This window comes from Psychrobacter sp. Rd 27.2 (assembly GCF_001921755.1).
In the GTDB taxonomy this organism is placed as follows: domain Bacteria; phylum Pseudomonadota; class Gammaproteobacteria; order Pseudomonadales; family Moraxellaceae; genus Psychrobacter; species Psychrobacter celer.
In genome coordinates, this window is sequence record NZ_MRYB01000005.1 from 135943 (window position 1) to 148889 (window position 12947).

Annotated in this window: 10 protein-coding genes; 9 read left to right on the plus strand and 1 reads right to left on the minus strand. The window is 48.3% G+C overall.

The features are described 5' to 3' along the window. Positions 1 to 239: 239 nt before the first annotated feature. Positions 240 to 1394, plus strand: coding sequence for an ABC transporter ATP-binding protein (locus tag BTV99_RS06330; protein ID WP_083608557.1), 1155 nt, complete (start codon positions 240 to 242; stop codon positions 1392 to 1394). 17 nt (positions 1395 to 1411) lie between these two features. Here BTV99_RS06330 and BTV99_RS06335 read toward each other — a convergent pair whose 3' ends face one another. Continuing rightward, positions 1412 to 2350: a methyltransferase domain-containing protein gene (locus BTV99_RS06335; protein WP_256713741.1), complete on the minus strand. Its 939-nt coding sequence runs from the start codon at positions 2348 to 2350 to the stop codon at positions 1412 to 1414. 255 nt (positions 2351 to 2605) lie between these two features. Here BTV99_RS06335 and BTV99_RS06340 point away from each other — a divergent pair, with 255 nt between their 5' ends. The 8 genes from BTV99_RS06340 to BTV99_RS06375 all read left to right on the plus strand — a co-directional run bounded on the left by BTV99_RS06340 (position 2606) and on the right by BTV99_RS06375 (position 12942). Continuing rightward, positions 2606 to 4267, plus strand: coding sequence for a S9 family peptidase (locus BTV99_RS06340; protein ID WP_075101527.1), 1662 nt, complete (start codon positions 2606 to 2608; stop codon positions 4265 to 4267). 156 nt (positions 4268 to 4423) lie between these two features. Beyond that, positions 4424 to 4603, plus strand: a complete 180-nt coding sequence (locus BTV99_RS06345) for a hypothetical protein (protein WP_075101528.1) — start codon at positions 4424 to 4426, stop codon at positions 4601 to 4603. A gap of 303 nt (positions 4604 to 4906) precedes the next feature. Further along, positions 4907 to 7699 (plus strand): DNA gyrase subunit A, encoded by a 2793-nt coding sequence (gene gyrA / locus BTV99_RS06350; RefSeq protein ID WP_075101529.1) that lies wholly within the window; start codon positions 4907 to 4909, stop codon positions 7697 to 7699. 211 nt (positions 7700 to 7910) lie between these two features. Beyond that, positions 7911 to 8981, plus strand: coding sequence for an EamA family transporter RarD (gene rarD, locus BTV99_RS06355; RefSeq protein ID WP_075101530.1), 1071 nt, complete (start codon positions 7911 to 7913; stop codon positions 8979 to 8981). Positions 8982 to 9458: 477 nt separating this feature from the next. Next, the gene (gene rarD, locus BTV99_RS06360) at positions 9459 to 10529 is read left to right on the plus strand and encodes an EamA family transporter RarD (RefSeq protein WP_075101531.1); all 1071 of its coding nucleotides are present in this window, start codon (positions 9459 to 9461) and stop codon (positions 10527 to 10529) included. 231 nt (positions 10530 to 10760) lie between these two features. After that, positions 10761 to 11429, plus strand: a complete 669-nt coding sequence (locus BTV99_RS06365) for a glutathione S-transferase (protein ID WP_075101532.1) — start codon at positions 10761 to 10763, stop codon at positions 11427 to 11429. A 105-nt stretch (positions 11430 to 11534) separates the two neighbouring features. Further along, positions 11535 to 11792: a hypothetical protein gene (locus tag BTV99_RS06370; RefSeq protein WP_075101533.1), complete on the plus strand. Its 258-nt coding sequence runs from the start codon at positions 11535 to 11537 to the stop codon at positions 11790 to 11792. Between the two features lie 31 nt (positions 11793 to 11823). Further along, the gene (locus BTV99_RS06375; protein ID WP_075101534.1) at positions 11824 to 12942 is read left to right on the plus strand and encodes a ribonuclease Z; all 1119 of its coding nucleotides are present in this window, start codon (positions 11824 to 11826) and stop codon (positions 12940 to 12942) included. Positions 12943 to 12947 lie beyond the last annotated feature (5 nt).

The following is a 12947-nucleotide window of genomic DNA, read 5'->3' on the forward strand; positions in this document are numbered from 1 at the left end:
ATGATCCATCAGAATCTAAATCTATCCATACCAGCAGTATAAAGGCCAAGTCTATACAAGCCAAGACGCGTCTTGAGCATCGAAAAAACGCCCCAGTTATCAAAGCCCATAATCTGGCGCATGCGGCTGTCGAGCAAGATGCACCAAAACCCGATGAGGCTCCGCAAAAGATAGATGCCCGCCAAGACCATAAAGTTAAAAACACAAATTCCCAAAAAGACCAAGTAGGTAGCGCAGCATTGCCGTATTTTAGTGTCCAAGATCTCATCGTAGGTTATGACGATACGGTCGTCGTCGATGGTCTGTCGTTGACGTTACAGCAGGGCGAGATTGGGTGTTTTTTGGGGTATAGTGGCTGTGGCAAAACCACGGCCTTACGTGCCATTGCAGGACTTGAGCAAAGCCGCGGTGGTAGTATTTATCTGAGCAATCAACGCCTGACAGATAAGCGCGCGCGCAAGTCGTTTGCCGTTGCGCCAGCCAAGCGCGGCATGGGTATGGTGTTTCAGGACTATGCGTTGTTTGGTCACCTAAGCGTGGCAAAAAACATTGCGTTTGGTCTGAACAAATGGTCTACCGCCGACAAAAAAGCCCGCGTGGCTGAGATGCTAAGTTTGGTTGACTTGACTGAGCACGCGGACAAACGCCCAAATGAGCTATCAGGCGGTCAGCAGCAGCGTGTGGCGCTTGCAAGAGCGCTGGCACCAAAACCTAAGCTACTGCTGCTTGATGAGCCGTTCTCGAATCTAGACGTGGTACTGCGTGAGTCGCTGGCGATGAGTGTACGTGATATTCTCAAACGCACCAACACCACTGCGATACTGGTCACGCATGATCAAAACGAAGCGTTTGCTATTGCTGATAAAGTTGGGGTGATGCATCAAGGTAAGCTGGTACAGTGGGCGACGCCAAGTGAGCTATATCATGAGCCAGTCAGTCCGTTTGTCGCTGAGTTTGTCGGTGAAGGCGCGATGATAGATGGCATCATCAAAGAAGGGCACGTCGAGACAGCGCTGGGTGATATCTATCGCCGTATGGAAGTCTACGACGAAGCCGGCTATCCGCAGTACTGTGAGTATGATTATCCAAATGGCACACCGATCAAGGTACTGGTGCGCCCTGATGACATCATTCATGACGATGACAGTACGCAGACTGCATTGGTGGTTGGCCGCGTGTTTCGCGGTGCAAACTATCTATACCGTTTGCAGTTGGATGATGGCCAGACGGTATTGTCTTTGGTCGCCAGCCACCACAATCATGAGATAGGCTCACACATCGGTATTTTGCCCATACTCGAGCATGTGGTTGTCTTCGATGAAAAGGACGTCAACGCCACCACATGGTCAGAGTACGATGGCGTAGAGCGGTTTGCAGATATTCGGCAAGACTGAGCAAGCGAGCAGGCAGGTTAGGCTTGCCGTGTTGCCAGTATATGCAGGTAGCGTCCCAGCCATTTGTAGGGCTCGTGCTGTGAATAGCGTAGCTCCATACGTATTACCGCCTCGGGGTCAGTGTGTCCGCCACGTTTGAGCGGGGCATAGTCATGAAACACGCGTAGACCACTGCTGCGTATGACGTGATAACGATGCGCGGCGAGCCAAGTCTCGACCTCTTCTTTTGCGACTGGATGATTGGGCGTTAGGCTCTTGACGTTGTCTGCTTTATAGTCGCTATTGTCGAGTAAATTAAAATTCCCCATGATTAAATTACGATAATCAAAGCTCGCTGGGTTATAAAAACACAGTGACAGCGCGCCTTTGGGCATCAAATACTGATCAAAAAAATCCATCACACCGGCAGGCTCTGCTAGCCATTCAAGCAGCGCATGACATAGTATCAAATCAAACTTTTCTGCATCCAACGTTTCTGTGCTTAGCTTTGCTGGTAGCTCCTGATAAGGGCAGACGTGCCAAGTGATATCAAGAGGCGTGTCTGTCTGCGCTGCATGAGCCTGTGCTTTGGCAAGCATATTGGCGGAGATGTCATTGATTACCACAGTGTGCCCTTGGGCGGCCAGATCGATGGCGATTTGCGCCAGACCTGCACCCACATCCAGTACACGTAGTGGCCGGCCAAGGCGCTGGCGCATCTGGGCGCTATACTCAAAAATATCACGGCGTAGTACCGCCAGCCTAATCTCACCCTTTAATCCGCCGTAGACTTTTTTTTCAAAATGATCGGCGATGGCATCAAAGCTGCGATCTGTGCGCTCGCTGCGGCTTTGAGGGGCTGCTGCTGGCTTGGCAGTGGCTTTAGTGGTGAACTTAGTGGTGGTCTTGGTTTTTACTTTGGAAGATGCGTGCATGTCGCTGAGACTGAGGTCGTTGTCGTTTGCCATATTTGTCATATTGTTATCGGTAGAAGGTGATTGTTGGCGTTGAGTGTGCTTAAGCGCTTGGTATCATCGGTTGCGGGATGAGAGGCTAAGCAGGCTTGTCGATACTCAACGCGGGTATGGCTGGTGCTTGTGATGTTCTGTCGCGCCTGTTTTCTGGTAGCTTTTCGGTAGTGTTTGCGGTATAAATGTATCATCACTTGCCAAGGACGCACGGCGCTTTTTTTCACAATTTTTTACCGCTTTTGACTGCTAAGGATAGCCATTATGATCACTCCCCACTCACGGCGCGGCCGCGCCGCGACTCACAAACCGATAGCGATGCGCAGTGTCTTATCAGTCGCCATCGCCAGTAGTATATGGCTGGTCGGCTGCGGCGATGACAATGACTTTGACAATGATGTTGATATCGTCTCATCAGCCACTGCTGAATTTGTCAACTCCTTTAGCACCTCTCAAGTAGACAGCAGTTTTGGGCTGGGTAGTACCGCAACGCCCGCAGCCAAATGCGGCGTTACCATAGAAAAGGTCAGCTATGATACCAAGGGTGCTGCAGACGAAGATACCAATGCCACGGCTGCATTGATGCTGCCAACGGGCGATGCTCCTGAATGCCAAGGCGCGCGCCCGCTGCTATTATATGCCCATGGTACGACCACCGACAAGTCTTATGACTTTGCGCAAGTGGGTAATATCCAAAATCCTGCGGTAAGCGAAGCCAACTTAATCGCTGCTAATTTTGCCGCACAAGGCTATATCGTTGTCGCACCCAATTATGCAGGCTATGATGATTCCACGCTTGATTATCATCCTTACCTTGTGGCTCAGCAGCAGTCGACAGACATGGTCGATGCCCTAGACAGCGCGCGCGATATCATGGCACGGCAAAAGCGTGCCAATGCGGTCAATTACCGTGATATTGCGGATTCAGGCAAGCTATTTATCGCTGGCTACTCGCAAGGCGGCTATGTCACGATGGCAACGGCCAGATTGCTACAATCCCAAGAAAAACCAGTGACAGCCATCGCGCCATCTTCGGGGCCTTATGCGCTAGCAGCGTTTGGTGATGAGATATTTAGAGGTAACGTCAATATCGGTGCCTCAAGGTTTGCGCCATTACTTGGCAGTGGCCTACAAGAAAAATATGGCAATATTTATAATAAAAAATCAGACATATTTTTGGATAAATATGCCAATGCGCAACTGCCAAATGAATTACCATTTGGTGAGCTAGTCGATACGGGAAAACTGCCTAATAATGCGCTGTTTCAAAAAAATCCTAGTGATCCTAGGCTAGCGGGGCTGGAGCAAGGCAAACTGTTTTCTATCTTGGGTGGTTATGATGAAAATGACTATCTGATTAAGACAGATTTTCGTGCCGCCTATGTCGCTGATACCGACAAACATCCTGATGGGCTGTGGGCAAAGAATGGCGATGGTCTGCCAGCGGCCATGCCTAAAAACACTCTACGTAAGGCATTAAAAGACAACGATTTGCGCGGCTATGTGCCGACCATGCCGACACTGCTTTGCGGCGGCAACCAAGACCCGACGGTTTATTTTGATACCAATACCGGCTCGATGGTCACGCTACTGCAAGCAGCGGCAAAAAAATCAGCCAAAAACCTCAACGTTACCGTGCTCGATGTCGATATCGACAATGATGACGAGCGCCCAGATCAGCAGACCCTGAGCTTGATTGGCCAAGCTGCCATGAATACTTGGGATGCAGAGGCGGTCAGAGTCCGCGTACAGACTCGCTTTAGTCAGAGCGTAGAAAAGGTAAAAGCTGACGCTGAGGCGCAAGGCAATATACCGCTCATAGCATTTTATACCAACTATCATGGAGGGCTAGTCAGTTCAGCCTGTACTGAGGCCACGCGTGCGTTTTTTGATCAAAACTTTAATCCGGTAGTCAATCCAACATAACATCGGCAGCCTTTAGGTCATGTACTACGGCTGCTATTTCGCAATAGGTTAACGATACTCAAACGGATAAATCATCTGACAATCCACCAAACTGTGTCCATAATATTGGACGCAGTTTTTTATGCCGCTTAACGAGACGTCAATAAGAGAAACCCTATGAAATCTATCTTGTTATCACTACTGGCTTGCGCCATTATCACTGCGCCCATCAGCCAAGCACAAGCTCGAAACACACCTTGTTCAGGGAAAATGGGCGGGGTGTCGCATTGCTCAAAAGATGGCAAATTTGTTTGTCATAACGGCAAGATTAGTCAGTCTAAAAAGATCTGCCGCTGACACACAAAAAATAGAGAAAAAAAGTCAAAAAAATGACCGCTAATCTCCTGATTCGCTTGGTTTTAATCCTGTGCAAATGCCCCTAATACGGCAAATTTGTGCTAAAATAGCTTCTTTTATAAAACGTTACTTTTAACAAAAACCGTATCACTATTTTATTGTTGTTTTGTGCGCTGAGTGGGGATTTTTTGGGGTTTATATTTCGATGATGGCTACATTTTTTGGTAGCTGTATTTTTGTATGACCCAAAGACATCTCAAGCAGTGGTGACAGCATCAGAAAAAAGTGAGTGAAGGAGTGTATATGAGCGAATCGGTCAGTCCTATTGGCATCGTAGATGAACTAAAGCAGTCGTATTTGGATTATGCGATGAGCGTGATCGTCTCACGTGCGCTGCCTGATGTGCGTGATGGGTTCAAGCCTGTACACCGCCGTGTGATGTATGCCATGCACGTGCTATCAAACGATTATAACAAACCCTATAAAAAATCAGCACGTGTGGTCGGTGACGTCATCGGTAAATATCACCCACATGGTGATAGTGCGGTCTATGATGCCATCGTGCGTATGGCGCAGGATTTTAGTCTGCGTTATCCGATGGTCGATGGCCAAGGTAACTTTGGCTCGATCGATGATGATCCACCGGCGGCCATGCGTTATACCGAAGTTCGTATGACCAAGCTCACCCACCAGATGCTTGCTGACTTGGATAAAGACACGGTCGATTGGGAAGACAACTATGATGGCTCTGAGCGCATGCCAAGCGTGATGCCAGCGCGTATTCCCAACCTACTGGTCAACGGCGCGACAGGTATCGCTGTTGGTATGGCGACCAATATGGCGCCGCATAACTTGACAGAAGTCATCAATGCTTGTCTGGCCTATGCCGCAAACCCGCAGGTCTCAGCTGATGAGCTGATGTCGCATATCTCAGGCCCCGATTTCCCAACGGGCGGTATTATTTATGGCCGCGCGGGTATTTTAGATGCCTATCGCACCGGTAAAGGCCGCTTGCATATTCGTGGGCGCTATCATATCGAGCCGATGAGTGACACCGGTGTCAACCGTGATCGCGAGCGTATTGTCTTTACCGAAGTGCCGTATCAGGCCAACAAAGCTAAGCTGATTGAGCGTATCGCCGAGCTGGTACGAGACAAAAAAATCGAGGGCATCACCGAGATTCGTGATGAGTCGGATAAGGAAGGGATGCGTATCGCCATTGACTTGCGCCGCGGCGAGACGGCTGAAGTCATTGTCAATAATTTGTTTTTGCAAACGCCGCTAGAGTCGAGCTTTAGTATCAATATGGTGGCGCTAGATAATGGTCAGCCAAAGCTGCTGACTTTGCGTCAGCTGATAGCCGCCTTTGTTCGTCATCGTCAAGAAGTGGTGACGCGCCGTACGATTTTTGAGCTAAACAAAGCGCGCGTCCGTGGTCATTTGCTCGAAGGTCTGACCGTTGCGCTCGCCAATATCGACGATATCATCGCTACTATCAAAGCCTCAGCCAACCGCGGCTTGGCACGCGAGAGCTTATTAAATAATACATGGGGCTCCGGTAGCGTCGTGGCGATGCTAAAAGCGGCTGGTAGCCAGTCTGTGCGTCCTGAGTTTATCGAAGGCGAAGACCCGAAAGCGCCGTTTGGTCTGATCGAAGGTGAGGAGCGCTATCGCCTATCACTTGAGCAGGTCAATGCGATTTTAGACATGCAGCTGCACCGTTTGACGGGACTTGAGCAAGACAAATTGACCGAAGAGTACCAAGATTTGCTGCGTGAAATCGCTCATTTAGAGTCGATTCTTGGTGATTTTGATAAGCTGATGAGTATCATCTCTAATGAGCTTATCGAGATTCGTGATAACTTTGGGGATGAGCGCCGCACCGATATTATCGACTCGCGTATGGACTTTAACCGTGAAGATCTTATCCCTGAGCAGACTGTTGTGATGACTGTCTCGCGCACCGGCTACGCCAAGACTCAGCCCATCGATGATTATGTGGCGCAAAAACGCGGCGGCAAAGGCAAGTCGGCAACCGCCATGAAAGAAGACGATGTGATAGATCACTTGGTCGTGACCTCGACGCATGCGACCGTGCTGTGCTTTACGGACAGCGGCCGCGTCTTTAGCTTACGTGGGTTTGAAGTGCCGATTGCCAGCCGCGGCTCGCGCGGTCGTCCATTGGTTAATCTCATCAGTTTGGATGCTGACGAAACCGTCACCACCATTTTACCTATTCCAAAAATCGTCGAAGAGCTGTCTGGCAACACTGTGAGCGATGGCGATGATGATAAATCAGAGAGTAGCAATGAGGCCGAGCCGCCGTTTGTTTTCTTTGCCACTGCCAATGGTACGGTGAAGCGCGTAGAGCTCAAGCAGTTTGCCAATATCCGCTCAAATGGCTTGATTGCCATTGGTCTAGAAGACGGTGACAAACTGGTGAGCGCCCGTATCACCAACGGTAGCCAAGAGGTGATGCTATTTGCATCGAGTGGTAAAGCCATTCGTTTTGATGAAAACGATGCCCGCGCCATGGGCCGTACTGCCAAAGGTGTACGCGGTATGCGTTTGGCTGATGATGAATTTATCAAATCACTAGTCGTTATCGAAGATGATGTACGCGAAATCCTTATCGCTTGTGAGAACGGCTTTGGTAAGCGTACCTTTATCGACGAGTTTAATACGCAAAACCGCGGTGGCGGTGGTGTGATAGCCATCAAAACCAGCGCACGTAATGGCGCACTGGTGCGAGCGACCAAGGTTGACCCTACAGACGATATTATTTTAATCTCGGACAAAGGTACGCTCGTGCGCACGCCAGTTGAGCATGTGGCCAGCTCTGGTCGTAACACCCAAGGTGTCACCTTGATTCGCCTATCAAAAGAAGAAAAGCTGGTGGCGATGGCGCGGGTCGAGCACGAAGAGAGCGATGATGAGCTGGTCGATGCCATGCGTGAAGACGGCACCTTTGAGGTAGCAGGCCAAGCGCAAATCGATATCGATGCGGTGACCGACGTTCACGATGTGATCGACATTGCCAATAATCCTGTGTTAGATGAGACAAATACTGAGGGCGACAATACCGACGATAAATAACGGTTTCAGTAGTTCGCTTTTGTTCTAGTTTGGCATTTTTGCTCTAGAAAAAGCCTCTGACGTTATCGTTGGAGGCTTTTTTTTGGATGTCATTTATCGTTTATAGGATGTTGTCTTTGATAATCCTTTTTATCTTTTATGACCACTGTTTATGCTGATCTTTGAATGATACTTACTTATACCTAAAAAGTGCTAAATTGAGGCTGTTGTTATGCTGACGACCAATCAAACCTTTCAGGGGACTATCGCGTCGATATCATCGAGTGTTTTATTTTCGATGATGTTTTTATTTGGGTTATTTATGCAGCCTTTGACGGGCACGCAAGTGGCGTCATGGCGTGTGTTGATGATGCTACTCAGTCTGGTGCTGCTGGTCAGTGTGAGCAAGCAGTGGCAGCATGTTTTTGATTATCTAAAAACGCTCAAAACCGCCAAAGACTGGCTGATATTTATACTGCCAACCCCGATATTGGGTGGGCAGATTTGGCTGTTTATGTGGGCACCTGTGAACGGTTATGGCCTTGATGTCACTTTGGGGTATTTTTTATTGCCGCTGGTGATGATCGTGCTTGGTCGCTTTTTTTATCGTGAGCCGATGAGCCTGCTGCAAGGAGCGGCGGCGCTACTGGCGGCTTTTGGTATTGGTCATGATATCTTGCAATACGGCTCGGTATCGTGGGTGACGCTGTTTGTATGCTTGGGCTATCCGCCGTATTATCTGCTCAGGCGGACGATTGCTGTGCCACCGATTACGGGGTTGTTGTCTGATTTGACGCTGCTGACGCCAGTGGTGCTACTGATGCTCTATGCCAGTGGCGGCTTTAGTATGGCGGCGCAAAATATGAAGTTTTGGTATCTATTGCCACTGCTAGGCGCTTTTAGTGCACTGGCGATGTCGCTGACGATGCTGGCCAGTAGCAAGCTGCCCGTGTCGCTATTTGGCGCGCTTAGCTATATCGAGCCTATGCTATTGTTTGTATTGTCCATCACCGTGCTCAGTCAGAGCTTGGATGAAGGAGGCTCATTGTTTATGTATGGCATGATTACGGTAGCGCTACTGGTGATGATTGTCGATAGTGCGATAGGTTATCTGAGTCGTCGCCGTAGCGATCATTTACATGGCTACCGCGAGCCACAAGTAGGTGGTTTTCCACCGCGTCGCCGCCTGATAAATCGCCGTATTGATGGCGCACTAAAAGCGCATCGGTTTCGTAAAATACGCCGTTATCAGCGAAAAATGGATAAAATCCAGCGAAAAATAGAGCAGTTAGATGCCAAATAAAGCCCCAAACTCGTAACGATATAGTCGCTTCTAAATAAAACTGGCATGCAAGATACGATGTGTCAGGCGCTACTGGTATAAATTTTCTTTGCTTGCTGTGTGATTTCATCACGCCAGAGGCGGCATAAAATCCATTTCAGTAGTACGGCACCTGTTTGAAAGTAGATCGGATATATAAAAATTCAAAGACTCGTTAAGTGGATGTATTGCTTATCTATTCTGACTTTGACATAATGCTGGCTATGATATAAGTATGAGTCATTTCAAGCGTTTATCTTGTGGTATGTAACGACAGATGATTGTATTAGCCTGCTTTTAACACCGAAGGGTTTTAGCATGATTGGCGACGTACAACCTGCGTGTACAATGAGATAGACAACAGGTCTTGTAGACAAAAGCCTCCGACGTCCGCGTCTGAGGCTTTTGTTTTTTTCTAAAATTGCCAAGGACGTGCGCTTATCTCAAAAGGCTGTTTTTATGCTCACCACCACCCAAACGTCGCAGGGCACCATCGCTGCCGTGGCAGCAAACTTTTTATACTCATTATTGTTTTTATTTGGTCTGTTGATGCAGCCGCTATCTGGGACGCAAGTCGCCTCGTGGCGTGTGCTGATGATGCTGCTAAGTTTGGTGCTGCTGGTCAGTGTATTAAAACAGTGGCAGCATATCTTTGATTATCTAAAAACCCTAAAAACACCCAAAGAGTGGTTTTTATTTATCTTGCCGACGCCGATACTGGGCGCCCAGATTTGGATATTTATGTGGGCACCAGTCAATAATCTAGGGCTTGAGGTGACACTAGGGTATTTTTTGTACCCGATGATTATGATCATGGTGGGCCGGTTTTTTTATAATGAAGCGATGACGCCGCTACAATGGGTTGCCACCATCTGTGCAGCTCTGGGCATCGCGTATGATGTTTGGCAGTATGGCGCGATTTCTTGGGCGACATTGTTTGTCTGTCTGGGTTATCCGCCTTATTATCTGCTGCGTCGCAAGCTGGCAGTACCGCCCATCACCGGCCTTATCTCTGATTTGGTGCTGCTGACGCCAGTGGTGATGATCGCCCTGTATATGAGTGGCGGGTTTGCGCTGGCGATCACTACCGATAAATTTTGGTATCTGTTGCCGCTGCTGGGTATCATCAGCACCGCGGCGATGTCGCTGACCATGGTCGCCAGTCAAAAGTTGCCCGTCTCATTGTTTGGCACGCTATGCTATCTTGAGCCGATTTTTTTGTTTATCTTTTCGATTACGATACTGCACCAAAGCATCAATGAGGGCGGCTCATTATTTATGTACGGCATGATTTTTGTCGCGCTACTGATCATGATTGCTGATAGTGCGCTTGGCTATAGGGCGCGTCGCCGTGATGATCGCCTGCATGGTTACAACGAGCCACAAGTGGGGAGTTTTCCGCCGCGTCGTCGTCTAAAAAATCGCCGTATCAAAGGGGTACTTGCGGCTCATCGTTTTCGTAAAATTAAACGCTATCAGCAAAAAATAGACAAGATGACACGCAAGATAGAGCAGCTGCATTCAAAGTAAGGCGATTATTTATCGGGTGATAGGTTTGATTTGTTAGCCATGGTTTTTTAGCCATAATTTTTGCCCGTGTGCACCGCAGTTTGTGTGTCAATGACAGATGAATTGCGCTATTATCGAGCAGTATGCACGCCAAGCGCTGTCACGGACAAACGCCGCTACTGCCAAGCGCGTCAGGCGCAGGACACTTTGTCTATATGCTATTGCTCACTCACATGATAACTAGGACGGTTTATGTTACATCTTCATCATTTAGCAAACTCACGCTCGTTTCGTATTATTTGGCTGTTAGAAGAGCTAAACACCGATTATGAATTGACGTGCTACGAGCGTAACCAAGCGTATCGTGCGCCTGATAGCTTAAAAAAAGTGCATCCAATCGGTCATGCACCAATGCTAGAGGTCAACGATCGCGTGCTGATTGAGTCAGGGTTTATCATCGAGTATTTAATCAAGCATTACGATACCGACAAGCAGTTCAAACCTGCTGATGACAACGAAGCGGCATGGGAAGCTTATACCTTTTGGCTACACTTTGCCGAAGCATCATTGATGCCGCCGCTAGTGATGCGTTTGGTGTTTAGCAAAGTCGTTCAGCAGTCGCCCATGCTCATCAAACCAGTCAGCAAAAAAATCCAAAGCCAAGTGGAAAAAAACATGATTAGCCGCAGCCTAGACAGTATGCTGGGCATGATGGAGCAGCACCTACAGGACAATCATTGGTTTGCTGGTAGTGAGTTTAGCGCCGCTGATATTCAGATGCATCTTGCCGTCGTCGGAGCCAATGCAGGCTCTGGTTTGGATAGTAGTAAGTACACCAATATTTTAAACTGGCTAAAACGCTGCGAAGAGCGTGAGGCGTTTAAACGTGCCGAAGAAAAAGGCGGGCGTTTAAAATTCTAAACAAAGCGAATGGTATCAACGATTAGGATACGCCCTAATCATTGATTTAAAATTAACATAAAAGGTTTTGTTTATTTATAGACAAAACCTTTTTTAGGATAAGAAATGACAGACTTGAAGAAGCCCAATAGGACACCGACTGACAGTGAGATTGCAGCCAAACAGCATATAGAGGCGGCAGAGATGAATCGCCAGCAAGTATCTATCAAAGCGTGGTCACAAAAGCTGCTGGTGGTGATTTTGTGTGTTGCCAGCTTTTATGGCGGCTGGAAATCTTATGAGTCCAATATGGTCAATGAATGTACGGCCAATGGCGGTAAAATGATTGAAGGTCAAAGAACCATGCTATGCCAGTCATTATAGTAGATAAGGATTTAGTTAAAAGAGGGCGTCTATGTTAAATCTCACCTTTTTGGGTACCTCCGCTGGCGTGCCAACCAAGCAGCGTAACGTCACAGCGCTGGCGATAGAATGCCTCAATCCTTATAACTCGGGGGTAAGTCGACAGCAAAACAAAAAGTCGCGTCCTTGGGTCTTAATTGATTGCGGTGAGGGCACACAGCATCAGCTGCTTCATACCAAGCTATCTTTGCATCAGCTACAAGCCATTTGTATCACTCATGTGCATGGCGACCATTGTTATGGTCTGCCGGGGTTGCTTGCGAGTGCGGCCATGTCAGGACGTACTGCAGCGCTGACGCTTATTGCGCCCAAAGCCATTGCCAAAATGCTTGAGGCGATGAGGCTGACAACCGAGCTGTATTTGCCATTTGCCATTGATTTTATGGCGATAGAAGATGTATTGTCTGAGCCAAATGATGAGTACAAAGGTGATGTAACTATCAATGTAGACCACCAACATCAGCTGGTTATAGACATTCATCCGTTATCACATCGCGTCGCCTCTTATGGTTTTGGTATTACTCAGACGATCAGCCGCCGTACCCTTAATACTGATAAATTGACAGCTGATGGTATCCCAGCCAGTGCGCTGTGGGGCAGGCTGCAGCAAGGCGAAGATGTCGTGACCGAAGACGGACGCATGCTGTCGTCTGCTGAGTATGTCGATGACGATATGCAGCGTACCAAGGTCGTGGTGGCAGGCGATAATGATACGCCAGAGTGCTTGCATGTGGCGGTCGTTGATGCAGACTTGCTGGTGCATGAAGCCACTTATACCCATGAGGTGTTAAATAAGATTCAGGCAAAAAACCCAGACTTTGATCCGATGCACAGTAGCGCGCAGCTGGTAGGTAGGTTCGCTCAAAACAATGAGGTTAAGAATCTAATTTTGACCCATTTTAGCGCTCGCTATCAAAGCTTTGATAACCCACAGAGTAGTACGCCGAACATGGCGCATATTCGTTTGGATGCCCAAAGTGCTTATGCAGGCAATCTATGGTTGGCAGCAGATTTTGACCAATATATGGTGAATGGCGCCGCGAATTTGGTAAATGAAGAAGAGAGTAGCCGCGTGCAGGACTTAGGTTCTGCACGCGCTCCTAAAAAATGACTAGG